Source organism: Synechococcus sp. ROS8604 (assembly GCF_014279655.1).
GTDB lineage: Bacteria > Cyanobacteriota > Cyanobacteriia > PCC-6307 > Cyanobiaceae > Synechococcus_C.
Window position 1 is genome coordinate 1,561,257 of sequence record NZ_CP047946.1, and the last position, 22,577, is coordinate 1,583,833.

A 22,577-nucleotide genomic window follows, 5' to 3' on the forward strand; every position below is an offset into this window, starting at 1 on the left:
AGGAGAGCGCGGTTTGGCTCCCTGATTGGAATATTTTTGCAGCTATCCGACTGATTTCACCGTCTTTGTTATGGACAGCTCAATTCACATTTGGGTTTGATCATCTACGTCTCGAGGTGTTGGTGGTGGCCCTATGAATGCCATTGAAGGCAGCTCGGCAAAAGACTCAAGCTGGTCCCAAGTTGCCGCTACTGGCACCATCACGGACCTAAGACATCGATTAATCCACTGCTCCAAGAATTAACTTCCGCCGTTGGATTCGTCTGAACCCGATTAGATCAACGGCAGTTTTTGCTTTTCTTTTTGCAGCAATGCATCTGTATTAAAAGCTATTGATCTCACAACTAAGCGATCGCTCTTACCTGGAGGGTTTCAAAAGCATGGCAAGCCCTGACACTGTCACCAAGATGGTGAGCACCCCCAGCAGCATTGGATAAACAGGTTGGAGATTGATCCAGCCAAACTGCCCGGTATGGACTTTAAGGAGCCAAAAGGCATCAATTCCTTGCTCAAGAAGAAGGCTATAAAGCGAGCCTGTGCTCGCGGTAAGCAAAAGCGGTAGAGCAGCAAGCGGCACCAACCACCTGTGGATGCGTCGTGCTTTTCGCTGGGTCTGGACTCCCGGTTTCATTGCTTGCGTAGTTGTTGGTGCAGTTCTCGTTCATCCGCACAAGGCATCCATTTCTCATTGTTTTGATGGACGGTTGTACAGCCAATGTCATCGGCTCGCGCCTGAGCCTCGGCCTCAGTGGAGTAAAGGCCTTTGCCATGGGCAAGCGCTGGGCTGCTCCCTACAAAGACTGCCACCAGAGCGATCGCAACTGACATCCATGACTCGGTCTTAATCATCAAATTCAGAGGCCTTCGCAGTGTTCAACGGCCTTGAGGTAATTCATTGTGCCGGGAGTTGTTAGCCCCTTGGGGTTGATCGCCACACGCAAAGCAACCTGCGCATCGACGCAACGGTTGTAGCGATGGGTCTTAACGGCTTGTGGAATCAAAAGAATGGCGCTTGACAGCAAGCTGATGCTGCTGATGAATGCCAAAACCGTGTAGGCATGCGCCCGAACCATTTCCCGCGCGGTCAATCTTTGATCGGTGTGATCACTCATGAAACATGTCGACTGTCCTCAACATGACCAAGATCGTCGAATGCTCAGTCATGCCAGGTAATTTAAGTGGAATGAATGACAGTTGGATTTCTGTGTTTGCGTGACTCAATCCGGTTCCATAACGAAAACCGACCAACGCTGGCTCTGTTGGCCGCTGCTGCCACTTAAACGTATTTGATAGCAGTGGATTTAGGGGGTATGTTCCTGAGTTGTCCCTGAATTTTTGTGCAACTAGGCATGACTATGGGCAACTATTCGAGCCTCAAGTAGGTCTGATAAGGCTGGGTACTTGTGAGGTCATTGCACTTCTCTCAAAACTCCAAGCTTCGAATTGAAGGCTTGGAAATAAATCCCCCAAATTGTGGATGTGCTCTAGTTCGATTGGGAAGACAGTGAAAAGGCAGGTACTTATGAACTTTGGTCATGCATGGATCTATCACCGCTACCCCCAACCCTGCGCTTGGGCTCAATGACTGACAGCGACCCACAAAAGGAACTCGAACGGATCGAACGAGAGCTGAACTCCAAGGCAGCTCCGACTAAGAAAGAGAGCCGCTTAGTGCAAGTCAACCGTAATCAGCCTTACCTAGATGTAGTGCTGATGGGCGTAGTGGCAATGCTTGGCATCGCATTCCTGCTCCCGCTTGCCAAGAACCTGGAAGACAAAGACATTGACTCAATCAGTGCGGGGGCCCTCGGAGGTGCAATCGCGCAAGCTGTTGGCTACGGAATCGGGAGGTCGAAACGTTGACGCACCTGAACTGTGTTTTTTGCGGTACTGAGGTCAAATCGCCACCAGGACTCAATGAGTCAACCGCCAAGGCGATTTGCGAGTCCTGCGTCGCTCGCGGTGGTCGGCTCCCCTACATGGACGGACCCAAGCCATGGAATATCAGGGTGGACTCGGAGGGCAGGGCGTATCAATACAGCTACGGACTTCAATTCAATAAAGCCTGGATGCGTGGCTATTTCTTTCGGACGCCACTCGATGCTTCGCTCACGACGTTCTCGCTTTTGTTGTTTGGCGGTCTGCTACTGGCCTTCCTAATTAAGGCTCCACTACCCACCATCAGTTTCTTCGCCCTCATATGGGTGATCTATTGGGCCTGGTCAAAGATTCTCCCCAATTGGAAGTGAACCTATAAATAGAAACGCCGCTGAAAAGGGATGCATATCTCGATGGGGACGAGACGGGGTCGTGAGCAACAACCAGTGTCACCGTGTTTGTTGTGGGGTTAATAGTTCTTAGAGCCCATTACAAAAGTGGTGACACTTCCAGGGTGATCAGCACATAGCGATAGGACCGAGCCCCCTTCCAGCGAATAAGCATCCTGTCAACAGTGAACCCGCAATCTTGAGCAGTTCTTTGGCAAACGGGAATCCGCGGCGGGTCTGAGTTCAGCCTGGTGTTGGTCGCGTTTGTGCTGTTGATGAGGTGGCAGCAAACGGCTGAGCGGGTGGTGCTGTTTTGTGCCGCGGTTGGTGCTTTCCCCCTGGCCTGATCAATTCGTCTGCAGAATCACTGCATTGATGGGGAGCGTGGTATCTGAAGCTGGTGTGAATCCTGCTGATCAACGCTGGAGTTTCTGGCCGCTGCTGCCAATTAGCTCCCAGTTGTTAGAACAGATTTGAGGGGCTTCTCCTTACATCATCCCTGATATTTTGTGCAACTGGGCTGGATGGTGTGTAACTGAGGCATCGAAGCCCTGGCGGTTTATTGAAGCTGGCTTGGAATGCGTTTCCTGTTGATTGGCTCTGATGGGTTCAGTCTCAGGTTCTATGACCCCAGGATTGCCGTGCACTCAAGTCTTTCTTGGGAGGCATCGCGTCGCTGCAAACGCTGGCTGATGACCCTGGCGAGATAACGCGCATCATCGCTAACTCCACAGAAGCGCCCTGAGCCCCAGGTATGGAGCCATGGCAAACCAATGAAATACAAGCCGGCGCTTTTGGTGACCCCGCGATCATGGGCAGGGACACCACTCCCATCAAAAACGGGCGCATCAATCCAGCTGAAATCGCTGCGATATCCCGTACACCAGATCACAGCAGCAAGCGGCTGTGTCTTCAAATCAATCCCAGGGTCTGCCATGGGTAAGGGTTGCCAACAGGGCGAATACGCCGGCTCAACGGGTGCATCGATACCTTCTTGTTCGATCCAGCTATCAATGCTGGATCGAATGCGGCAATACACCGAATCGGCTTGATCGAGATTGGTGGCCAGGTCATCAGCGAAACCGATGTATTCGCTGAAAATGGTCGACAGCCGGCCATGCAAATGCATGCCTTCCATGGCCCGATGACGGAGATCAATCTCACGTCCGCCGTCTCGCCCAGTGAGGTAGTGATTGGTCTTGTCTCGTACGGATCGTGGATCAGCGTGATCGCTGATCGGCATGGCGTAATAGCCCATGCGGTCCAACCAATCCACAACATCTTTGCCGCGATAGCGGCGGGGAGATCGTGGCGCTCGACCCACACTTAGATGCACCGTACGTCCTGCAAGGTGCAGGTCTTCAGCGATCTGGCTGCCCGATTGGCCATTGCCGACGACCAGCACTGGACCATCTGGGAGTGCCTCAGGGTTTTGGTAAGACCGAGCATCCAATTGCTGCACAGCAGCTGGTAGACGTTCGGCGAATGGATGACGACGGGGAATGTGATAACCCCCAGTGGCAACGATGACGTGATCCGCCTCGATGACTCCTTCACTAGTGTCGAGCCGATAGCCGTTCACGATGGGTGTCAATCGGGTGACGGACACTCCCTCGCGGAGATCAGGATTGACATGCTGAGCGAAGCGTTGCAGATAATCCACAATCGACGCCTTGCCCATGAAGCCGTCGGGCTGATCTCCTTTGTAGGGGAAGTCGGGTAAACGACATTGCCAGTTCGGCGTTACAAGGCAGAAGGAATCCCAGCGTTGTTGATCCCAAGCATGTGCCACACGGTTTTTTTCAAGAACAAGCGGTCGTATCCCTTGTTGCTGCAGCTCATAGCTGGCCGACAAGCCAGCTTGGCCGGCACCGATAACCACTACGGAGCGGCGCTGCGGTGAGGACTTGGATTCCAAAATCACTTGCATAAAAATATGAAAATAATCTAGAAAAAATCATTTCAGAATAGGCTTAAACGTTGTAGCGAAAAGCACTAAATTGCCAATCAAGCTATTTACTCCTTTTGAAGATTTGGTTGCATTAGACACATCACGGATGATGGCCATGGAGTCACTATTAAATTGATTGTGAAAACTTTACATGCCTGCTGTAGATCGTCCAGCCAACCAGCCCGGCGACTTCCTTGTTGATTACGAGGAAAAAGTTTTTCCTGATGTCAAAGCCGAGCCTGGAGAGAAAGCTCTTGTCACATTCCATACCGTGGCCTTCGAGGGCTCCATTGGGCTAGTCAATTTGCTCCAAGCCAGTCGTCTGATCAATAAGGGCTTTGAAACCTCTGTTCTGCTCTACGGTCCTGGCGTCACCCTGGGGGTGATGCGCGGCTTCCCCAAGCTTGGTGATGCAGCTTTTGATGGTCATCTGAACTTCAATGCCCGCCTCCAAAAATTCATGGATCAGGGCGGAAAAGTCTATGCCTGTCGGTTTGCCTTGCAGGCCCTGTATGGCCATGGTGAAAAAGCATTGATGCCTGGAATCACACCCGTGAATCCACTTGATGTTCTCGACATTGTCTTGATGCACCGTAAAGAAAACGCCTTCATTCTTGATACCTGGACGCTCTGATTATTTCCGGAGATTCTCCACTGTGACCATAGTCAAAGTTGCTGCTGCGCAGATTCGTCCCGTGCTGTTCAGCCTGGATGGATCTCTCCAAAAGGTGCTGGATGCCATAGCCAAAGCCGCAGTTGAGGGTGTGGAGCTGATCGTTTTTCCTGAAACGTTTCTGCCCTATTACCCTTATTTTTCATTTGTCGAACCTCCGGTCTTGATGGGGCGATCCCATCTGGCTTTGTACGAGCAGGCCGTGGTGGTTCCAGGCCCTGTCACCGATGCCGTTGCTGCTGCTGCCCGTCAGTACGGCATGCAGGTTTTGTTGGGCGTCAACGAGCGTGATGGTGGAACGCTTTACAACACACAGCTGTTGTTCAACAGTTGCGGCGAGCTGGTTCTCAAGCGGCGAAAAATCACACCGACTTATCACGAGCGAATGGTCTGGGGCCAAGGGGACGGCTCAGGCCTGAAGGTGGTTCCGACGCCATTGGCTCGGATTGGAGCCCTGGCCTGTTGGGAGCATTACAACCCACTTGCTCGTTTCGCATTGATGGCTCAAGGGGAGGAGATCCACTGCGCGCAGTTCCCCGGTTCGCTGGTGGGACCGATCTTCAGCGAACAGACCGCCGTCACCATGCGTCATCACGCTCTGGAAGCCGGGTGTTTCGTGATCTGTTCCACCGGCTGGCTCGACCCCGATGACTATGCATCAATTACGCCTGAAACGAGTTTGCATAAGGCGTTTCAAGGGGGGTGTCACACCGCTGTGATCAGCCCTGAAGGCCGTTATCTGGCTGGTCCCCTGCCTGATGGTGAAGGGATGGCGATCGCCGATCTGGATCTTGCACTGATCACCAAGCGCAAACGGATGATGGACAGCGTCGGCCATTACAGCCGTCCCGAACTGCTGTCTCTACACATCAACAGCACGCCTGCGGTTCCCTTTCAAGACATGACCACATCATCAGTTCCGTTGATTCCAGCCTCGGCTCCTGATGGCCTGTCATCGATGGAGACGCTGAACCATGTCTGATCTTGGTCGCCTGGTCACTGAACTGCAGGTGCATGGGGTTCGGGTTGACTCCTTAAAGGGAAACCCTGGACGACGGGGAGGTGCAGGTCCCTCCGATCACCGTGCCTTGGATCTCAACGGCACCACCGTGATGGTGCCCGTCTACAACGATGCTTCCGCATCCTCTCCCTACAAGCTTGCATCCTCTGGTGATGTTCTTGCGATCGAGGGACCCGAGCAACCATGGTCTGCAGAGATCACAACCCCACGAGAGCCAGAGTTTTATGGCTTGAGCACAGCCGACGGAATCTCCTATCGATCGATTGCCTTGCTGCACAGCAAGGATGTGCTGGCGACCACGCTGCTGCAGACCTGCATCCGCTTCCGAGATCGATCCCAGTCGTGTCAGTTCTGCGCTATTGAACAGTCGATCGACGATGGTGCCTTGATTCGCAAAACTCCCGATCAGGTCGCGGAGGTGGCAGAAGCTGCCGTCCGATTGGACGGGATCAAGCAGTTGGTCATGACCACCGGAACGCCCAATAGTGATGATCGCGGTGCTCGTGTGATGGCTGAAACCGCTGAAGCGGTCAAACGTCGGGTCGATATCCCAATCCAGGGCCAATGTGAACCGCCGGAGGATCCGAGCTGGTACCAACGCATGAAGGAGTCTGGAATCAACAGTCTCGGTATCCACCTCGAGGTGGTTGAGCCTGATGTACGGCGTCGGATCCTTCCTGGGAAATCGGAGCTCAGTCTTGAGCGCTACTACGAAGCATTCGCCGATGCCGTTGCGGTCTTCGGTCGCGGTGAAGTATCGACCTATCTGTTGGCCGGACTGGGTGACAGCAAAGAGGCCTTGCTGGCCTGCAGTCGTCGCCTGATTGAACTCGGGGTCTACCCCTTTGTGGTGCCCTTTGTTCCGATCTCTGGAACACCACTTGAGAACCATCCATCACCAGACAGCTCTTTCATGGTTGAGGTTTATCAGGGTATTGCTGCGATGCTGAAAGCGGGGGATCTGCGCTCCGAGCAGATGTCCGCCGGTTGTGCCAAATGCGGCGCTTGCTCGGCGCTCTCTCTGTTCGAGAAGGCTTCGTAGTCATGGTTTCGTGTCTTGATCCCAGCAGCTGCGGCATTGGCCGCAGCATCAGCTCCGCACCACATCTGTTCACGCCGTCTGTGCGCAGTGGCATCGGCATCGATGCCGATGATTTCCGCCTATCCCCCACGGCATGTTCCGAGCGTTTCACCTTTCATCTTCTTCGCCCTGATTCGTCACTGATTCAGGGATATTGGTCGTTGCGGCGCGGCATCTTCTGCAGTGAGCAGCATGTATTTGAAGACTCAGATCGTGATGAGCTCGATGCGATCGCCTATCCAATTGCAGCCTTGCATCACAGCTCAGATCCAGAGCATGACGATGCTGCTGAAACCGATGTGATCGGCGTGGTTCGGATTGTGGAGACGGAACCGCGACTTTGGTACGGCGGTCGTCTCGGTGTGCATTCCGACTTCCGATGTCATAACCAAATTGGGAAGGGATTGATCTGGAAAGCTGTAACCAGTGCCAATGGTTGGGGATGTGATCGTTTCCTCGCCACGGTGCAGATTCAAAATGTCCGCTTTTTCCGCCGCTTGCATTGGACCTCGATTGATGAGCTTGAGATCCGGGGCATCCGCCACCACCTGATGCAAGCGGATCTCGACTATTACCTGCCCTCACATGAGCATCGGCCAGTCGCCTCGCATCATCCAACAGCTGTGGCGTGAATAACTTGGGCCTTGTGAACGCCTTGAGCAAGTCCAGTGGCCTATGGGCGAAGAGCGATATTCGCTCGGCCGCTGCCACCTTTTGCCATCAGCCTTTTCCGCAACTGGGATTGGCCGGGATGCTTGGTGATGACGCTGCTGTGCTGCCCGCTCAGGAAGGTCAACTGTTGCTTGCCTGTGAGGGGATTCATCCCGGACTTGTTGAAGAGGACCCATGGTTTGCCGGCTGGAGTGGGGTCTTGGTCAACCTCAGCGACATCGCCGCCATGGGTGGCCGTCCTCTGGCTCTGGTGAACAGTGTCTGGAGCACCGGCGCGGAAGGCATGAGTGCCTTGATGGAGGGAATGCAATTCGCATGCGATCGCTTTGGTGTGCCAATGGTGGGTGGTCACTCCAACCAGCAGAGCTCCTACCAGGCGCTCTCTGTTTCCGTTCTAGGAGTGGCGGATGGTCCCATTCTGTCCGCTCGCGCAGCACGTCCCGGCGATGAGCTTTGGATGCTGGTGAATCAAGCCGGAGGCTTTTATCGCCACTACCCCTTCTGGGATGCAGCAACCCATGCCCCTCCCGAGCGTCTTCGTAGCCAGCTCGCACTGCTGCCTGTTCTGGCCGCAGCACAACATATACACGCCGCCAAGGACATCAGCATGGGAGGAATCACTGGCACCGCGGTGATGTTTGCCGAAGCCTGCGGGCATCAACTGATCCTTGATCTGGATGCTGTGGAAGGTCCTGGTGACGTCCTCAACGAGACCTGGCTTACTTGCTTTCCGAGCTTTGGATACCTCCTGGCTGTTGATCCAACGCGCACTCCAGCCCTTGAGCAGATGATGGCGAGCGATCCGACACTGATTTGCTGCCGAATTGGAGATTTTGCGGAGGGTGATTGCAGTGTGCTGTTGCAGCACTCCGGGGCGATACATCGCTTCTGGGATGGCAGTCATGCGCTCACTGGTTTTGGCTGTGTTCGATGAGACAGCCATTGGCAAAGTTACCGTGCAAAATCAATCAATTCGGCTGTAATCGATGCCTGAAGTTCGTTTTCAACTGGAGTGGCCAGACGGACAAATCAGCACGTTGTACTCACCTTCCACAGTGATCCTTGATTATTTCCAACCCGGTGATTCCTTATTGGTTTCTGAGCTTGAGTCGCGTGGCGTTGAAGCCCTTCGCGAAGCATCCGAACGCGTTCGCACCCGTTATGGCTTTGCCTGCACTCGCACCAATGAGGAGGAATCTCAGCTGCGTGAATGGATCTCCCGCTACAGCTCCGATGACACCGTTCGTGTGACTGGACCACTGACCTAATTATCACTTTTTTATTGAGCTGCCTTCAATGTCTGGAAAACCCCCTTTCCCCCCGTTCACCCTTGAAACCGCTCGCCAGAAAGCGCGCATGGCGGAAAATGCTTGGAACAGCAAAGATGCCGTCAAGGTTTCACTCGCCTACACCGAAGACAGCCTTTGGCGGAACCGCAGTGAATTCATTCAAGGTCGAGCTGAAATCTTGGCGTTCCTACAGCGCAAATGGGCCAAGGAACTGGACTACAAATTGATCAAGGAGGTCTGGGCCTGCAGCGACAACCGAATCGCTGTTCGCTTCCAGTACGAGTGGCGCAACGCCGAAAGCCAGTGGTTCCGCGCCCATGGCAATGAAAACTGGGAATTCGCCGAGAACGGCTTGATGTCCCGGCGTGAAGCCAGCATCAACGATGTGCCGATCGGGGAGAGCGACCGTCTTTTCACCTGGAGTGATGGCCCCAGGCCCGATGATTTCCCAGGGTTGACGGAGCTGGGTCTCTGAGCGGATGGAGCTGAATCACCACCCGCTGCCGCAGGCGATCCTCACGATGGCGGATCTCCAGCTGTTCATGGAACACCACGTGTTTGCGGTGTGGGATTTCATGCTGCTGCTCAAGGCTTTGCAGCAGCAACTGGCTCCATGCGGTGTGCCCTGGGTACCGCCTTCCCACCCGCAGATTGCGGGCTTGATCAACACCCTTGTAGGAGAAGAGGAATGTGATGTGCTGCCCGACAGCCTCGGAGGACCGCTGCATCTGTCCCATTTCGCTATCTACCGCCGTGCAATGGGGGAAATCGGGGCTGACACCACAGTGATCGATGCAGTCCTCCAAAAAGCTGCAGGCGGCGATCTGGCCAGCGCACTTCTCCACGAAGGGATTCCTGCGCCCTCCGCGCGGTTCATGCGCAGAACGCAGGCGTTGATCGCAGACGGTGAAATCCATGCCCTGGCAACGGCATTTGCCTATGGCCGGGAGCTGTTGGTTCCGGATTTATTTCGAGGTCTTCTTGATCGCCTGAGCGTGTTGGCGCTGCCATGTCCAACGTTGCGCTGGTACCTCGAACGTCACATTGCCCTTGATGGCGAAAGCCATGGACCTCTAGCGGAATCGATGGTTCTCACTCTTGCTGGAACCGATCCTGCTGCTCATGCACAGGTTCAATCAGTTCGTCAAAAGGTGCACGCCGATCGGGCTGCGTTCTGGGATGCAATTAACACCAAGCTTCGGGAGAGGACGCAGATCAATCGATCCAGCAGCGAACCTTCACAAATACTCTGTTCTGGTCTGACCTAACTCCAAACACCGTGACGGCTAAGGCGGCCTGTTTGACGTATTGGCACTGGGTTCGTATTGGCTGCGATTTTTACCCGTCTGGTTTGCGGTGATCCTTGATGGTGCTGTTTTGCGCTGGAGTGATTATCCCTGGCCTGATCCATTCCTCTGCAGAATCAATGCATTAATGGGGAGCGGGGTGGCTGGAGCTTGTGTGAATCCTGCTGATCAGCGCTGGGGTTTCTGGCCGCTGCTGCCACTTGGCTTCCAGTTGTTGGAACAGGTCTGAAGGGCTGGTCCCCGAGTTGTCCCTGGAATTTTGTGCAACTGGGTGTGTTTATGAGCAACTCGCGATAATGCGGAGAGTCGATTCAATTCGCTGCATTGAGGAATCCATGAACGCTTCGCGTTTTGCGCATCTGTGTTCAGCTGCCGTGCGACAGAGCTTGGTTGGAGCCTTTGTAGTCGTCTCGCTGCTTTCAGCGAGTCAACCGCTTGAGGCGCATGGTGATGTGAAAGGGGATGCTGCGATGCCCGTCAACAGTGGGGCGACCGGGCCTCAGATGACGGTGTATCGATCGGCGAGTTGCGGTTGCTGTACGTCATGGGGATCCCACATCGTTTCAGCGGGATACCGCATTGAGGACCATGTCACCGAGGACATGGATGCCGTGAAGAAAGCGCGTGGCATCAGCCCACAACAAGCTTCTTGCCATACCGCGGTTGTGGAGGGGTATGTGATCGAAGGGCATGTGCCCGCTTCTGCGATTCAGCGTCTTTTGACAGAACGGCCCAATATCCGAGGTCTGGCAGTTCCAGGGATGCCAATGGGTTCTCCCGGGATGGAGGTGGCTGGCGTCGAGGCTGAACGTTTCGAGGTGCTTGCCATTGCCCATGACGGAACAACCTCCGTCTTCGCGCGTTATTAAGCGGTTTCAGGGAGACCGCTTCGGGGAACGGGGGTCATCGCGATGGTTTTAACAGCATCGCTGCACCCGAAACTGTGACGATGACGGTGAGCCCACCCAAGAGCATTGGGTAGACGGGCTGAAGATTCAGAACACCGAAATTCCCGGTGTGGATCTTCAGCAGCCAGAAGGCATCAATGTCTTGCTCCAAGAGCAAGCTGTAGAGAGATCCCGTGCCTGCGGTGATCAGCAACGGAACAGCGGCGATTGGAACCAGCCAACGGTGAACTTTGCGTGCTCGCCGTGAAAGCGGTCGTTGGTTCATTGCTTGCGAAGTTGGCGGTGGAGTTTACGCTCATCTGCGCAGGGCATCCACTTTCCGTTGTTCTGATGCAGCGTATTGCAACCAATCTCACTGGCACGTTGTTGCGCGTCAGCTTTGGATTGGTAGATGCCTTTGCTGTGAGCATGGCTGGCCATGGGATGGACAACGAAAGCAGCGACGAGGGCGAATGAGATGGAGATCCATCCCATCATCGTTGTGGTGAAGGCATTAAAAGTGATTGCTTTCACAGCGCGAAAAGGCCATCAAATTTGTAGTAGTCCGGCTTATTCAGTCCTCCGCTTTGCAGCATCTTGCGGAGTTCGATGATCTCTTTGCGCTGGGCGACGATGATCTCGCGCGCCAGGCGAAGGACGGTGGGGTTGGTGGAGTTTTGCCGAGCCTCATGGGCCATCTGAAGTGCGCCTCCATGGTGCTCAATCATTCCCTCTAAGAACCACTGCACCCTGTTGTCGCGCGTTGGCTTCGTTCCCGACATGCGCATCGCGGCAATCACATCAGGACTCATGCGCACCAGATCTGCCATGGAGTTGGGGTCCCCGTTAGGGCGCAATGCCACGGGATAAACCGGTGCATCCGGATACCAGGCTTTGCGCCATTGGCGCATCGCCTTGATCTCACGGGCCTGCTCGTTCCAGATGCTGTTTGCCAACGCCCCCACCCCAGGGGCGCCGATGTTGAAGACGTACTCACTCATCCGCAACGCCCCGGTGTGATGCTCGACCATGCCATCGATAAAGCGCAGGTCGTAGGTGCTGCCTGCTGGTCCCATGCCATGGGCATGGTGCTGATGGTTGCCGGAATGGGGGGGGTGCAGCCTCTTTCGTTTTTTCAGGTGCTGGGTGATGCATCCCATGGTCCATTTGGGCCAATGCGACTTGAGGGGGCAGTGCCGAGATGGCGGCCAGAGCAAAAGCGATTCGACGCATGGAAAGAACAATCACGTCGCTATTGTGGAGTCTCCAGTAAGTGGAGAGTCAACCCTTCGTGCCTAAAGCGCCTGGCGATCTACTCAAGATTGGAGTTGTCTCTGCAAGAAGCAACATTTCGGTGAAAACGATTCGTTTTTATTGTGATGAAGGTTTATTGCTGCCAGTATCACGTACCGATTCCAGATATCGATTGTTTGATGAGTCTGTTTTTGACGATCTTAGTCTAATCCTTCGTCTGCGGGCCATGGACTTGCCTCTTGATTTGGTGAAAAAAGTAATTCAGGCACAGCGATCTGGAATCTGTACTTGCAGTGATCTCAAGACCACGATGCGCGAAAAATTAAGCGAGATTCATGAGCGCCTGGATGAATTGAAGGTGCTGGAGACTGAGATCAAAACGATGTTGAACACCTGGGAGCGCTGCGGCGGCCGTTGATGCGTTGCGCGATCAGCGCAGTGCTCAGGCTTCGATCAAGATGTTGCCCATCATGCCGAGCTCCTCGTGATCGAGGATGTGGCAGTGATACACGCTCTTGCCAGCAAAGTCGCTGAAGCGGGTGCGCACGCGCACGGTTTCGCCAGGGCGCACCAGCACCACATCCCGCCAGGCCCGGTAGGGCTCAGGCCTGCCATTGCGGCTGATCACCTGCATCGGATTCACATGCAGATGGAAGGGGTGATCCATCACGCCTGTGTTCAGCAGCTCCCAGTCCTCTGTGTCTCCCAATTGCACGCGCGTGTCAATGCGCCCATGGTTGTAGCTCTGGCCGTTGATCAAAAAGGCCATGCCCATGCCTGGTGCCATGCCGTGATTCATCACAAATCGGCGCGTACGCAGCGGGCTGGGGAGCTCCTCCACCGCTAAGAGCTGCTGCGGCAGAGGCTGCGGCGCTACAACGCCATTGGTGCTCACCGTTGCGATGACATCAGCTTGTTCCTGGCCAGACACCGCTCTCCCCATACCCATGCCCATACCCATGCCCATACCCATGCCGCCCATCATTGGGCGCCCCAGGCGCCTGTAGGGGAGGTTGTTCAAGCGAAACCGACCACCTTCGGGAGCCACCTGCACCAACACATCGGCACGCTCGCCGGGCACCAGCAGCAACTCCTGCAACGGCAGTGGTTGCTCCAGTGCACCACCATCAGTGGCAATCAGATGCATGGTGTGACCCTCCAGCGCCAGTCGCCAGAAGCGGGCATTGGAGGCGTTGAGAAGGCGTAGGCGCAGCAAGCCGCCGGCTGCAACCTGCAGCTCGGGCTTCACCTGGCCGTTCACGCTCAGAATCGAGCCTTCTCGGCCAAGCATCACACCAGAACCGGAGCGCTGGTTGGCGGCTGGAAGATCCTTGAGCACAAGCACTTCTTCCTGGGCCGCCTGCACTTCAGGGATGCGATCGAGATCGCCTCTCACCAGCAGCGCACCACCCAGGCCACCAAACACCTGGTCAGCCACCGTTCCATGGTGATGGGGGTGGTAGTAGAAGAGGCCCGCCGGGTGATTGTCCGGCAAGGAGAAGCTGTAGCTCTGTCGCTGGCCAGGAGCAACCCTCAGGAACACATTGTCGGCTGCTCCGCTGGGTGGAATGTGCAGGCCGTGGTAGTGCAGATTCGTTGGCTGAGTCAGGCGGTTGTGCAGCTGGATCCGCACCGCATCACCAGGCTGCAGTTCAAGCTGGGGGCCAGGGAGTAAGCCGTTGTAGGTGAGTGCCCGTCCTGATGTGCCAGGGATGCTGATGGACGTTTCCTGCGCTACCAGATCCAGCTCCAGCAGGCCAGCTTGAGAGCGCACTGGCGACGTCGCCGCCGCGTTGATGCTCCTCCGTGGATCTGCGTCCCAGCCATGGCGCAGAGCCGCGACTGAGGCTGCTGCAGTGCCACCGGCTGCCAGGGCGAGAAAGGAGCGCCGGCTGATCACAACGCACCCCCAGAAGCAAGAGCCATCACTGGCTGAATCAACATCGCCAAACCCATCAGCCCCATGATCAGATTCTCAGCGAAGCTCACCACCCCCAGCGGTGTGCGGGAGTTGCCGCCCACGCAGGCACAGTTCAGTGCCAGGTGATCGACGAACACGGCTTTGCCGACGGAGACCATGCCCATCACACCGAGAAGCACTGCTGTCACGCCAATCACAGCTTCAAGGCCCATACTCTCGGCCGATTGCAGCATCCCAAGTCCCACCAATAGCTCAACAGCGGGATACAGTTTTCCCCAGGCCTGCCAACGCTGCGTGAGCAGGTCATATTTGCGGAAGCTTGCAGCGAATGCCGCAATATCCATCAGCTTGAGCATCGCCAACAGGCAGATCGCCAGGCCCATGTAGCCCCGGATTTCGCCCCCTAATGCCAGGTTGATCAACAGAGCGCTCAGGAACACAGCGATCACTGGTGCGTAGGACACCTCTGCTGTTTCCGCGGTGACACCAAGCCGTTTCGCCAGCTCGGTGTAGCCCCCAATGCGCTCCGCGCCGGCAAACACCTGCGGCGTGGTGGTCACACCGTGGGCATGCTTGAAGGCTTCCACCTCCGCCTGGCTGCGCAGAGGATGATCCTCAAACGGAATCCCCTGGGCGCGCAGGAGCTGAAGCGCGCGCTGCCCCCACGGACAGGCATGCTCGGGCGTCTCCATCCTGTAGAGACGCACAGCGCTGAGTTCCGGCTTAGCCATCACCCTCCACCGTCTGGAAGGCTTGGGTCCGGCCGGATTCGGTGAAGGTGAACACCGTGTAGCTCTCTGTCTTGAACGGTGATTCCATGCCGGGCGAACCGAGCGGCATACCGGGTACGGCAATTCCGGCCACCTGTGGGCGTTCCTTCAGCAGCCGCTGAATCGCCGACACTGGAATATGACCCTCAACCGTGTAACCCCCAATCCGGGCGGTGTGACAGGACTGCAGCTGAGGTGGAACGCCGTAGCGCTGCTTGATGCTCGCAAGGTTGCTCGTCACGTAGTCCTTCACTGTGAAGCCGGCTTGCCTGAGGTGGTCCAGCCAGCCTTTGCAGCAGCCACAGCTTGGGGAGCGATAGGCGGAAACCACCGCAGGCACAGGTATGGCGGCGACTGGAGGCATCAACAGAGGCACAGGAGGACGGCGACTGCTTCCACCGTAAACACTCCAGTCGGTGGAGAGTCAATGGGGTGGCTCAGCCGCCGGAATCTCCAGGGAGAAGCAGCTGCCGCATCCAGTCCTGGAGTGCACCTGGATTGCTGCGCGATGGCGGACGGCGATGGCTTGCGCGATGGCCAGCCCCAGCCCACTGCCACCCTGGAGGCGTGAGCGAGACGGATCCAGTCGCGTGAAGCGATCAAAGATTCGGCCCTGCATCTCCTCAGCGATGCCAGGTCCGTTGTCGGTGATTGAAAGCTGGAAATGGCGACCCTGGTGCTTCAGGGAGACGTCGATCGCGCCACCTGCTGGGCTGTGCTGCATCGCGTTGCTCAGCAGATTGATCACAAGCCGGCTGAGTTCTGTCTCCGCCCCAAGCACCTTGGCACTGGACATCCATGACGTGTGAATCAGGCTCACCTGAGCAGCCGCAGCTGTCTCTGAAAAATCCTCCATCACATCGGCCGTGATCTCGGCGAGATCACACACCGTTGCCGGCTCCCGCTCGCAGGGTCGTTCAAGGCTGGCGAGCAACAACAGGTCGCCGATCAGGTTCTGCAGGCGCCGGCCCTGGACAAGCACCCGATCCCAGCTCTGGATTGACGGCTGTTCAGCCACCATGGAACGTGTGGGGCGTTCTGCCTCCACCAACGCCAAGAGATTGGCAAGAGGCGTGCGTAATTCGTGCGCGACGTCAGCGCTGAACTGCTCCTGACGCTGATAGGCCTCTAGCAGTGGTGCGATCGCCAATCCAGCCAGCCACCAGCTGGCCGCGCCGATCGCCAAGAGCGCACTCAGAAAGACACCATGACCCAACCACAACACCTGTTGGGCTTCCCGATCGAGATCGTTCAGGCTGCGTGAAATCTGGAGGAAGCCCCACACCGGTTCTCCGCTGCCGTTGGAGTGGTGGAGATGGATGGAATAGGTGAGCCAGCGCTGGCCGAATGCTTCTTGCGTGAGCTGCCAACCTTGATCCGCAGCTGGAGATACAGCCTCCGGAGTCCCGGGAGAGCTGGCGATCAGAGCACCGCTTTGATCGAGAACACGCAGCTTGTAGCGGTCGGGATCAGTGGCACTGATTACATGGCGTTCAACCAGTGAATCTGGTGCCTTGCAAGGCTCTCCTGCGATACAGAGGCCCGGCAGAACCGCAACGAGTGCGGATGTGGGCCGGGCTCTCTGCGGCAGGACAGGATTAAGACTGTCGTGCAGGGTTCCGGCAAGAGCCTGCAGTTCACGTCGGATCGCACTCTCCTGGCTCTGCAGCAACAGCCTTCCCATCGCGAAACCCGCGCCGTATAGGAGTGCACCCATCACCAGCAAGGAGAGTCCCGCCAGCCTCAATCGAGCTTGAAACAACAGGCGATGCGCCGGCGTTCGGATGGTCATCACAGCAACACCGCAGCGTGCGGATTCAGCCGATACCCCTTACTCGGGACGGTTTCAATCGGGGAAGCAAGCCCATGAGCAGCAAGCTTGCGCCGCAGCAATCGCACTTGAGCTGCAACAACATTGCTGATGGGATCTTGCTGGAGATTCCACAGTTGGTTGCGCAAGCGAGAGCCTGAAATCACCTGACCTGGGTGATCCATGAGATAGCTCATCAGTTGCTGCTCTTTCGTGGACAGCTCAATACTCATCTCAGCTGTGGCTGTTGTCACGACCAGTTGCCCCGTGGCGAGATCCAGCCGGAAGCAGCCGGCTTCCAGGACTGGTGCGCGATAGCTGGGATGACGCCGCTGCAACGCCCGTACCCGTGCGAGAAGTTCCTCCATCGCAAATGGCTTGCTCAGATAGTCGTCCGCGCCGGCATCCAGCCCCTCGACCCGATCGGCTGTGTCGCCGCGTGCCGTCAGCAGCAAGAGCGGCAGCTCCAGGCCCCGCGATCGCGCTCGCCTACACAGATCGAGGCCGCTGAGGTCTGGGAGCATCCAATCGAAAATCCCCAGCTCATAGCGGGCCTGATCACTGCCAAGCAGCACCCAGGCGTCCTGGCCGCTGACGCAGTGATCCACCACATGCCCGTGGTCCTGCAGAACGGCCTGGATGGATCCCGCCAGATCCGTCTCGTCCTCCACTAACAGGATCCGCATGGGCATCAGCGTGGCGGATCAACGAGGCTCAGATCCTAGTGCGCGCAGCCGGTTTCATCTGTTTTTCATCCCGGTTGCGCCATCCTCCGCCCATCCACTGCTTCCTCAGGCCTTTGCTTCTACGAATCCTCCAGCTGGCGGGAAGCGCCAGCCTTGCTGCAACGGCTCTGCTGGCCTCCCCCATCGCAGCCCCCCTCGCTCTTGCCCATGTGGGCCATGGCGATGAGTTTCAGCAGCAGGGCGACGCACGCCAGGTGCGCCGCAACGCCGAAACCGATGCCCTGTTGGGGGTGGCCACGGCAACGCCGGAAGAAGGGCCGGATGGGCTCTCGGTTCCCTCCACTGCTCTAGTCGATGCGAATGGCAAGCCACTGCTGTTCGTGCAAACCCAGACCACCTACGACCCTGTTCTCGTGGTGACGGGTTCCAGACAGGGTGACCGGGTTGTGATCACCGAGGGCCTTGATCCCACCGACGAGGTGGTGATCTCTGGCGCCCTCTCGCTGTACGCCGAATCGAAGAAGACACCACAGGCTGAGCCGGCAGCAGATAACAAAGCCGCTGCGCCACAGGACAGCGCGACGGCGAGCCCGTCCGCTCTACCCATTCCCGCCCTGGCAGCTGGCGCGGTTGTCGTACTCACCGCTGGGGCTATCTGGCTGAACCGCCGCAGGAAGACGGATGCTTGAGCGGTTGCTCAACACAACGCTGCGGTTTTCGATCGCTCGCCGCTGGCTGATCGTTGCCGCAGCCATCGCCATCAGCCTCTGGGGCCTGCTGGCGGTGAGCCAGATGCCCCTGGATGTGTTTCCCCCCTTCGCGCCGCCGCAGGTGGATGTGCAAACCAGCGCCGCTGGGCTCTCACCGGAAGAAGTGGAAACCCGCATCACGCTGCCGATCGAATCGGCAGTGAATGGCATTGCCGGGGTGGAGACCGTGCGCTCCTCCTCCAAGCCGGGTTTGTCGATGGTGCAGGTGGTGTTCAACCAGAACGCCGACATCTACCGCGCCCGCCAATCCGTGGCGGAGCGGCTGCAACAGGTGAGCGCCCAGCTGCCCGCCAATGCAGATCCCCCCGAGCTCTCCCCGCTGGTGTCGCCACTGGGCACGATCCTGCAGGTTGCCTTCACGGTGACCGGCGATGGCGCCACATCGCTCATGGATCTGCAGCAGCTGATCCTGCGCTCTTACCGCCAGTCAATCCTGGCGGTGCCCGGCGTCGCCCAGGTCACGATCTACGGCGGCGATGAGCAGCAGTTTCAGGTGCTGCTTGATCCCCAGGAGCTGCAGGCTCAGGCTGTCTCGCTCCAGGCGGTGATGGAGGGTGTTGGCTCGGCGATGGCTACCAGCCCTGGGGGCTTCCTGATCGGGGGTGGCCAGGAGCGGTTGATTCGCCCCCTGGCTCAGGTTACGCAGGTGAGTGATCTCGCCGATGCGGCGGTGCAGAGCGAGCAGGGACGCCCGGTACTGCTCTCCACCTTGGGCCAGGTGAAGCGCGGTGTGGCGCTCAAACGCGGTGATGCCAGTTTCAACGGAAATCCCGCCGTTGTGCTGATGGTGATCAAGCAGCCCGATGTGGATACACCCACCGTGACTCGGGCGGTGGAGCAGCGGCTGACTGAGTTGAACCGCACGCTGCCTAACGATGTACAGGTCCAGACCACATTTCGTCAGAGCAATTTCATCGATAGTGCCATCCGCAATGTGAGCGAGTCGCTGCTCCAGGGGGTGGTGATCGTTTCGGTGGTGATCGTGCTGTTTCTCATGAACTGGCGCGCCGCCGTGATCAGCCTCATCGCCATTCCGCTGTCACTGCTGATTGGCCTGATGTTGATGAAGAGCCTGGGCCTGGGCATCAACACCATGACCCTGGGTGGGCTGGTGGTGGCGATCGGTTCGGTGGTCGACGACTCGATCGTCGACATGGAGAACTGCTATCGGGGGCTGCGCCGCAACCGGGCCAGCGACACGCCCAAATCGCCCCTGCAGGTGGTGTTCGACACCTCGGTAGAGGTGCGCCAGCCCGTGCTGTTCTCCACCGTGATCATCGTGGTGGTGTTTGCGCCGATCTTTTCGCTCACCGGCGTGGAAGGGCGCATCTTTGCGCCGATGGGCCTGGCTTATCTTCTCTCCATCGCGGCCTCCACATTGGTGGCGGTGACCCTGTCACCCGCGTTGTGCGCGATCCTGCTCGCGCCTGCGGAGCTGCCAGAGGAGAACACCTGGCTGGCTAACCAGGCCGAGCGGCTCTACCGCCCGATCCTGGATCTAGTCCTGCGCTCACCCCAGCGGGTGTTGGCGATCGCACTGGCCCTGATCGTGGCAACCACCCTGATCTTGCCGGCCTTGGGGCGGGTCTTTCTTCCGGAATTCCGCGAAAAGTCATTGGTGAATTCGATGTTGTTGTATCCAGGTGTGTCGTTGGAGATGACCAACCGAGCAGGGCTGGCTCTGACCCGTTCCCTGCAAGACAACCCTTTGTTTGAGTGGGTGCAGGTGCGCACGGGCCGCGCTCCAGGCGATGCCGATGGAGCTGGTGTGAACCTGGCTCATGTGGATGTGGAACTGAGTGACAAGGCCATGGCGAATCGGCCCGCTGCCATCGCCGAGCTGCGGCAAGCCTTTCTTAAGCTTCCCGGCGTAGCTCCCAACATCGGCGGCTTCATCTCCCATCGGATGGATGAAGTGCTCTCGGGGGTGCGCAGTGCCATTGCAATCAAGATCTACGGCACCGATTTAGGCGAACTGCGCCGCATCGGTGAGGCGGTGGAGAAGGCCATCAAACCCATTGATGGAGTGGTGGATCTGCAGTTGGAACCGCAGCTGCCGATTCCCCAGGTGCAGATCCACTACGACCGCCCGCTCGCGGCGGCGCTCGGGCTCACGGTGGAGGAGCTGTCGCAAGCAGTGGAGATCGCGCTCAACGGCAAGGTGGTGGGCCACGTGGTGGAAGGGGGTGTGCGCAGCGATGTGCTCGTGCAGCTTCAGGAGAATGCTCGCCAGAACCTGGAGGCCATCCGCTCGTTGCCGGTGGCCTTCAGCAATGGCATGACCGTTCCTCTCGGCAGTGTTGCCTGGGTTGAGGAAGGTCTGGGGGCCAACATCGTCAACCGAGAAGATGTTTCCCGCTTGATTGTGGTCTCGGCCAATGTCAACGGTCGGCCCCTTGGCAGTGTGGTGAAAGATATTCAGCGCACCATCACCCGGGATGTGCGTTTACCTCAGGGCTACACCATTCGCTATGGCGGTCAATTTGAATCAGAAGAGCGGGCAACCGCGTCTCTGGTCTTCTACAGCGCTGTTGCCGCAGTGGTGATCGGTGTGCTGATGGTGATTTCGGTGAAATCAGTGCCCGCCACAGTGGCGATCATGCTCAACCTGCCCCTGGCCCTGATCGGAGGTGTGGTGGCGGTGTTGCTCACGGGAGGAGTGCTATCGATCGCCTCGTTGATCGGCTTCATCACGCTGTTTGGCATCGCCGTGCGCAATGGGTTGTTGCTGGTGGACAACTACAACCGCCGCCACGGCGCAGGGCAACCCCTGGGCGAGGTGATCCGTGAGGGAAGCCTGGAGCGCCTCAACGCCATCCTGATGACAGCCCTCTCCTCGGCACTCGGAGCCTTGCCTCTTGCACTCGCTTTCGGGGCCGGGAATGAAATCCTGCAACCGTTGGCTGTGGTGGTGCTCGGTGGATTGATCACCTCCACGGCCCTGACCCTGCTGGTGCTCCCGGCGCTCTATGCACGCTTTGGCCATTGGCTGCTGCCCGCCCGCGACGGTTCGGCGTCGTCTCTTGCCTCTCTCCCGTCATGAACCTGAGCCTTAACCACCTCACGCATCACCTGCGCCAACCCGGCGTGCTTCTTCCTCTGGCGATCTCCGCATCTCTGCTGGTTGGAATCGGTGTGGGTCGCCAGAGCAGCCGGCCGGTCTCTGCGCCATCGGTTGCGGCGATGGACCGTGCGGATGCCAATGGCAGCGTGGCTCTCAGCGAAGACCAGCTTCGGCGATTGGGATTGACCACTGTTCGCCCCGAACTGAGCTCGGGCACGGAACGTCCGATCACTGGTTTTGTTGAAGCAGCAACATCGTCGCGCTCAAGCGTGGGGATGCCTGTGGCGGGACGTGTTTTACGTCTGATGGTGTCACCGGGCACCCGTGTTCGTGCTGGCGAACCGATCGCAGAAGTCCAAAGCGCTGATGCGGCTGCTGTACGCGCCGATGCCGATGCAGCGCAGGCCACGGCGCACTCGCTCGCATACCTGTACCGCCTTGCCGAACCCATGGCACGGCAAGGTGCACTCTCGACCCAGGAGCTGGAAAGCCGCCGCATCGCCAGCGTTACAGCCGCGACGACAGCCAGGGCAGCCGCTGCCAAGGCTTCAGCGCTAGGGAAGCCTGATGATTCAGGGCGTCTGTTGATTCGCAGTCCAATTGCCGGTCAGGTCACTGCTGTGAGCACCTCACCCGGTGCCGTCCTGTCTGTGGGGGAAGACGTGGCCCAGATCAGTGATGTCACAGGGGGTGAGCTTCGCTTCCTCGTGTCACCGGGACTCGCCACGAACATCAGGACCGGACAGCTGCTGCGCGTTCGAGCGGGAGCTCAGACGCTGCAGGCACGGGTGATCGCTGTGGCACCTGATGCGCAAACCGCCGGGCGCGTGATGCTGCTCCGCGCGCAACCTATTGATGCTCAACTCCCACCGATCGGAACAGCTATCACGGCCTTTGTGCAGATCCCATCCTCCGAGCAACGGTTCATTGTTCCGCAGGATTCCATTGCCCTGATCAATGGATCACCGGTGGTCTTTCGCTATCAACGGGGGGCTGTGGAACAGGTTGCTGTGGTGGTGGCCCAGCAAACGGCGGGGCAAGCGGAAATCCTTCAGGGTGTTCGTCAAGGTGATGTGCTCCTGAGAGGCAACACGCAGATGTTGCGCAACGCACTGGATGCTTCCAAGGACAGCAGCCAGAACTGAGTGAAGTTC

The 22,577-nt window shown here is 57.7% G+C and carries 29 protein-coding genes; 17 read left to right on the top strand and 12 right to left on the bottom strand.

The window, feature by feature from the left end; genetic code table 11:
* Positions 1-358: 358 nt before the first annotated feature.
* The 3 genes from SynROS8604_RS08170 to SynROS8604_RS08180 are packed head-to-tail and all read right to left on the bottom strand — an operon-like array spanning position 359 to position 1,112.
* Positions 359-631, bottom strand: coding sequence for a hypothetical protein (locus SynROS8604_RS08170; protein WP_186543602.1), 273 nt, complete (start codon positions 629-631; stop codon positions 359-361).
* The gene (locus SynROS8604_RS08175) at positions 628-828 is read right to left on the bottom strand and encodes a DUF3721 domain-containing protein (protein WP_255444962.1); all 201 of its coding nucleotides are present in this window, start codon (positions 826-828) and stop codon (positions 628-630) included. The genes SynROS8604_RS08170 and SynROS8604_RS08175 overlap by 4 nt, the downstream gene beginning before the upstream one ends.
* 26 nt (positions 829-854) lie before the next feature.
* The gene (locus SynROS8604_RS08180; protein WP_186543604.1) at positions 855-1,112 is read right to left on the bottom strand and encodes a hypothetical protein; all 258 of its coding nucleotides are present in this window, start codon (positions 1,110-1,112) and stop codon (positions 855-857) included.
* Between the two features lie 427 nt (positions 1,113-1,539).
* Between SynROS8604_RS08180 and SynROS8604_RS08185 the strand changes: the two genes are divergently transcribed.
* Both SynROS8604_RS08185 and SynROS8604_RS08190 read left to right on the top strand, forming a co-directional pair.
* Positions 1,540-1,863: a hypothetical protein gene (locus SynROS8604_RS08185; protein ID WP_222930086.1), complete on the top strand. Its 324-nt coding sequence runs from the start codon at positions 1,540-1,542 to the stop codon at positions 1,861-1,863.
* Positions 1,860-2,249 (top strand): hypothetical protein, encoded by a 390-nt coding sequence (locus tag SynROS8604_RS08190; RefSeq protein WP_186543606.1) that lies wholly within the window; start codon positions 1,860-1,862, stop codon positions 2,247-2,249. The genes SynROS8604_RS08185 and SynROS8604_RS08190 overlap by 4 nt, the downstream gene beginning before the upstream one ends.
* A gap of 640 nt (positions 2,250-2,889) precedes the next feature.
* Here the strand turns inward: SynROS8604_RS08190 and SynROS8604_RS08200 are convergent.
* Entirely contained in the window at positions 2,890-4,197 is a 1,308-nt protein-coding gene (locus tag SynROS8604_RS08200; RefSeq protein WP_186543607.1) for an MSMEG_0569 family flavin-dependent oxidoreductase, read from the bottom strand.
* A 172-nt stretch (positions 4,198-4,369) separates the two neighbouring features.
* Between SynROS8604_RS08200 and SynROS8604_RS08205 the strand changes: the two genes are divergently transcribed.
* The 10 genes from SynROS8604_RS08205 to SynROS8604_RS08250 all read left to right on the top strand — a co-directional run bounded on the left by SynROS8604_RS08205 (position 4,370) and on the right by SynROS8604_RS08250 (position 11,130).
* Positions 4,370-4,852 (top strand): MSMEG_0572/Sll0783 family nitrogen starvation response protein, encoded by a 483-nt coding sequence (locus SynROS8604_RS08205; protein ID WP_186543608.1) that lies wholly within the window; start codon positions 4,370-4,372, stop codon positions 4,850-4,852.
* A gap of 22 nt (positions 4,853-4,874) precedes the next feature.
* Entirely contained in the window at positions 4,875-5,873 is a 999-nt protein-coding gene (locus SynROS8604_RS08210; protein WP_186543609.1) for a Nit6803 family nitrilase, read from the top strand.
* Complete coding sequence (locus tag SynROS8604_RS08215; protein WP_186543610.1) at positions 5,866-6,954, top strand: MSMEG_0568 family radical SAM protein; 1,089 nt, start codon at positions 5,866-5,868, stop codon at positions 6,952-6,954. The genes SynROS8604_RS08210 and SynROS8604_RS08215 overlap by 8 nt, the downstream gene beginning before the upstream one ends.
* A gap of 2 nt (positions 6,955-6,956) precedes the next feature.
* Positions 6,957-7,625, top strand: a complete 669-nt coding sequence (locus tag SynROS8604_RS08220; RefSeq protein ID WP_186543611.1) for an MSMEG_0567/Sll0786 family nitrogen starvation N-acetyltransferase — start codon at positions 6,957-6,959, stop codon at positions 7,623-7,625.
* Complete coding sequence (locus SynROS8604_RS08225; protein ID WP_186543612.1) at positions 7,622-8,599, top strand: sll0787 family AIR synthase-like protein; 978 nt, start codon at positions 7,622-7,624, stop codon at positions 8,597-8,599. The genes SynROS8604_RS08220 and SynROS8604_RS08225 overlap by 4 nt, the downstream gene beginning before the upstream one ends.
* 52 nt (positions 8,600-8,651) lie before the next feature.
* On the top strand, positions 8,652-8,933 hold the full coding sequence (locus tag SynROS8604_RS08230; RefSeq protein ID WP_186543613.1) for an MSMEG_0570 family nitrogen starvation response protein: 282 nt from the start codon (positions 8,652-8,654) through the stop codon (positions 8,931-8,933).
* Positions 8,934-8,961: 28 nt separating this feature from the next.
* Positions 8,962-9,429 (top strand): nuclear transport factor 2 family protein, encoded by a 468-nt coding sequence (locus tag SynROS8604_RS08235; RefSeq protein WP_186543614.1) that lies wholly within the window; start codon positions 8,962-8,964, stop codon positions 9,427-9,429.
* Between the two features lie 4 nt (positions 9,430-9,433).
* Positions 9,434-10,222, top strand: coding sequence for a DUF3050 domain-containing protein (locus SynROS8604_RS08240; RefSeq protein WP_186543615.1), 789 nt, complete (start codon positions 9,434-9,436; stop codon positions 10,220-10,222).
* 40 nt (positions 10,223-10,262) lie between these two features.
* On the top strand, positions 10,263-10,490 hold the full coding sequence (locus SynROS8604_RS08245) for a hypothetical protein (RefSeq protein WP_186546085.1): 228 nt from the start codon (positions 10,263-10,265) through the stop codon (positions 10,488-10,490).
* A gap of 106 nt (positions 10,491-10,596) precedes the next feature.
* Entirely contained in the window at positions 10,597-11,130 is a 534-nt protein-coding gene (locus SynROS8604_RS08250; protein WP_185189735.1) for a DUF411 domain-containing protein, read from the top strand.
* Between the two features lie 34 nt (positions 11,131-11,164).
* Here the strand turns inward: SynROS8604_RS08250 and SynROS8604_RS08255 are convergent, their stop codons facing one another.
* Positions 11,165-11,434 carry a hypothetical protein gene (locus tag SynROS8604_RS08255; protein WP_131455619.1) on the bottom strand — a complete coding sequence of 90 codons (270 nt, stop codon included), beginning with the start codon at positions 11,432-11,434 and terminating at the stop codon, positions 11,165-11,167.
* Positions 11,431-11,520, bottom strand: a complete 90-nt coding sequence (locus SynROS8604_RS15865) for a DUF3721 domain-containing protein (RefSeq protein WP_255445295.1) — start codon at positions 11,518-11,520, stop codon at positions 11,431-11,433. Before SynROS8604_RS15865 ends, SynROS8604_RS08255 begins: the two co-directional genes overlap by 4 nt.
* On the opposite strand from SynROS8604_RS15865, the gene SynROS8604_RS15870 reads away from it, so the two are divergent.
* Positions 11,500-11,625: a hypothetical protein gene (locus SynROS8604_RS15870; RefSeq protein WP_255445316.1), complete on the top strand. Its 126-nt coding sequence runs from the start codon at positions 11,500-11,502 to the stop codon at positions 11,623-11,625. The two genes, SynROS8604_RS15865 and SynROS8604_RS15870, sit on opposite strands and share 21 nt — an antisense overlap.
* A gap of 53 nt (positions 11,626-11,678) precedes the next feature.
* Here SynROS8604_RS15870 and SynROS8604_RS08265 read toward each other — a convergent pair whose 3' ends face one another.
* Positions 11,679-12,308: a DUF305 domain-containing protein gene (locus SynROS8604_RS08265; protein ID WP_370586494.1), complete on the bottom strand. Its 630-nt coding sequence runs from the start codon at positions 12,306-12,308 to the stop codon at positions 11,679-11,681.
* A 113-nt stretch (positions 12,309-12,421) separates the two neighbouring features.
* Between SynROS8604_RS08265 and SynROS8604_RS08270 the strand changes: the two genes are divergently transcribed.
* Entirely contained in the window at positions 12,422-12,820 is a 399-nt protein-coding gene (locus tag SynROS8604_RS08270; RefSeq protein WP_186543616.1) for a MerR family transcriptional regulator, read from the top strand.
* Positions 12,821-12,844: 24 nt separating this feature from the next.
* Here SynROS8604_RS08270 and SynROS8604_RS08275 read toward each other — a convergent pair whose 3' ends face one another.
* From SynROS8604_RS08275 to rppA, 5 genes are read right to left on the bottom strand one after another with little or no spacing between them, the layout of a single operon-like run.
* The gene (locus SynROS8604_RS08275) at positions 12,845-14,302 is read right to left on the bottom strand and encodes a multicopper oxidase family protein (RefSeq protein ID WP_330848514.1); all 1,458 of its coding nucleotides are present in this window, start codon (positions 14,300-14,302) and stop codon (positions 12,845-12,847) included.
* Positions 14,299-15,054, bottom strand: coding sequence for a MauE/DoxX family redox-associated membrane protein (locus tag SynROS8604_RS08280; protein ID WP_115070382.1), 756 nt, complete (start codon positions 15,052-15,054; stop codon positions 14,299-14,301). The genes SynROS8604_RS08275 and SynROS8604_RS08280 overlap by 4 nt, the downstream gene beginning before the upstream one ends.
* Positions 15,047-15,457, bottom strand: coding sequence for a DUF411 domain-containing protein (locus SynROS8604_RS08285; RefSeq protein WP_115070381.1), 411 nt, complete (start codon positions 15,455-15,457; stop codon positions 15,047-15,049). The genes SynROS8604_RS08280 and SynROS8604_RS08285 overlap by 8 nt, the downstream gene beginning before the upstream one ends.
* Positions 15,458-15,517: 60 nt before the next feature.
* Positions 15,518-16,885 carry a two-component system sensor histidine kinase RppB gene (gene rppB / locus SynROS8604_RS08290; RefSeq protein WP_186543617.1) on the bottom strand — a complete coding sequence of 456 codons (1,368 nt, stop codon included), beginning with the start codon at positions 16,883-16,885 and terminating at the stop codon, positions 15,518-15,520.
* Positions 16,885-17,589 (bottom strand): two-component system response regulator RppA, encoded by a 705-nt coding sequence (gene rppA, locus SynROS8604_RS08295; protein WP_115070524.1) that lies wholly within the window; start codon positions 17,587-17,589, stop codon positions 16,885-16,887. Before rppA ends, rppB begins: the two co-directional genes overlap by 1 nt.
* A 74-nt stretch (positions 17,590-17,663) precedes the next feature.
* On the opposite strand from rppA, the gene SynROS8604_RS08300 reads away from it, so the two are divergent.
* The 3 genes from SynROS8604_RS08300 to SynROS8604_RS08310 are packed head-to-tail and all read left to right on the top strand — an operon-like array spanning position 17,664 to position 22,568.
* Positions 17,664-18,278, top strand: coding sequence for a hypothetical protein (locus SynROS8604_RS08300; protein WP_244278983.1), 615 nt, complete (start codon positions 17,664-17,666; stop codon positions 18,276-18,278).
* On the top strand, positions 18,271-21,402 hold the full coding sequence (locus tag SynROS8604_RS08305) for an efflux RND transporter permease subunit (protein ID WP_186543618.1): 3,132 nt from the start codon (positions 18,271-18,273) through the stop codon (positions 21,400-21,402). Before SynROS8604_RS08300 ends, SynROS8604_RS08305 begins: the two co-directional genes overlap by 8 nt.
* Entirely contained in the window at positions 21,399-22,568 is a 1,170-nt protein-coding gene (locus SynROS8604_RS08310) for an efflux RND transporter periplasmic adaptor subunit (protein ID WP_115070378.1), read from the top strand. The genes SynROS8604_RS08305 and SynROS8604_RS08310 overlap by 4 nt, the downstream gene beginning before the upstream one ends.
* Positions 22,569-22,577: the final 9 nt, after the last annotated feature.

Coding starts and splice junctions, on each gene's coding strand:
- SynROS8604_RS08265 (WP_370586494.1), bottom strand. CDS start 12,308: ATGGGATGCATCACCCAGCACCTGAAAAAACGAAAGAGGCTGCACCCC.
- SynROS8604_RS08240 (WP_186543615.1), top strand. CDS start 9,434: ATGGAGCTGAATCACCACCCGCTGCCGCAGGCGATCCTCACGATGGCG.
- SynROS8604_RS08180 (WP_186543604.1), bottom strand. CDS start 1,112: ATGAGTGATCACACCGATCAAAGATTGACCGCGCGGGAAATGGTTCGG.
- SynROS8604_RS08235 (WP_186543614.1), top strand. CDS start 8,962: ATGTCTGGAAAACCCCCTTTCCCCCCGTTCACCCTTGAAACCGCTCGC.
- rppB (WP_186543617.1), bottom strand. CDS start 16,885: ATGACCATCCGAACGCCGGCGCATCGCCTGTTGTTTCAAGCTCGATTG.
- SynROS8604_RS08280 (WP_115070382.1), bottom strand. CDS start 15,054: ATGGCTAAGCCGGAACTCAGCGCTGTGCGTCTCTACAGGATGGAGACG.
- SynROS8604_RS08310 (WP_115070378.1), top strand. CDS start 21,399: ATGAACCTGAGCCTTAACCACCTCACGCATCACCTGCGCCAACCCGGC.
- SynROS8604_RS08170 (WP_186543602.1), bottom strand. CDS start 631: ATGAAACCGGGAGTCCAGACCCAGCGAAAAGCACGACGCATCCACAGG.
- SynROS8604_RS08200 (WP_186543607.1), bottom strand. CDS start 4,197: ATGCAAGTGATTTTGGAATCCAAGTCCTCACCGCAGCGCCGCTCCGTA.
- SynROS8604_RS08205 (WP_186543608.1), top strand. CDS start 4,370: ATGCCTGCTGTAGATCGTCCAGCCAACCAGCCCGGCGACTTCCTTGTT.
- SynROS8604_RS08185 (WP_222930086.1), top strand. CDS start 1,540: ATGGATCTATCACCGCTACCCCCAACCCTGCGCTTGGGCTCAATGACT.
- SynROS8604_RS15870 (WP_255445316.1), top strand. CDS start 11,500: ATGCAGCGTATTGCAACCAATCTCACTGGCACGTTGTTGCGCGTCAGC.
- SynROS8604_RS08255 (WP_131455619.1), bottom strand. CDS start 11,434: ATGAACCAACGACCGCTTTCACGGCGAGCACGCAAAGTTCACCGTTGG.
- SynROS8604_RS08175 (WP_255444962.1), bottom strand. CDS start 828: ATGTCAGTTGCGATCGCTCTGGTGGCAGTCTTTGTAGGGAGCAGCCCA.
- SynROS8604_RS08220 (WP_186543611.1), top strand. CDS start 6,957: ATGGTTTCGTGTCTTGATCCCAGCAGCTGCGGCATTGGCCGCAGCATC.
- SynROS8604_RS08305 (WP_186543618.1), top strand. CDS start 18,271: ATGCTTGAGCGGTTGCTCAACACAACGCTGCGGTTTTCGATCGCTCGC.
- SynROS8604_RS08230 (WP_186543613.1), top strand. CDS start 8,652: ATGCCTGAAGTTCGTTTTCAACTGGAGTGGCCAGACGGACAAATCAGC.
- SynROS8604_RS08250 (WP_185189735.1), top strand. CDS start 10,597: ATGAACGCTTCGCGTTTTGCGCATCTGTGTTCAGCTGCCGTGCGACAG.
- SynROS8604_RS08215 (WP_186543610.1), top strand. CDS start 5,866: ATGTCTGATCTTGGTCGCCTGGTCACTGAACTGCAGGTGCATGGGGTT.
- SynROS8604_RS08285 (WP_115070381.1), bottom strand. CDS start 15,457: ATGCCTCCAGTCGCCGCCATACCTGTGCCTGCGGTGGTTTCCGCCTAT.
- rppA (WP_115070524.1), bottom strand. CDS start 17,589: ATGCGGATCCTGTTAGTGGAGGACGAGACGGATCTGGCGGGATCCATC.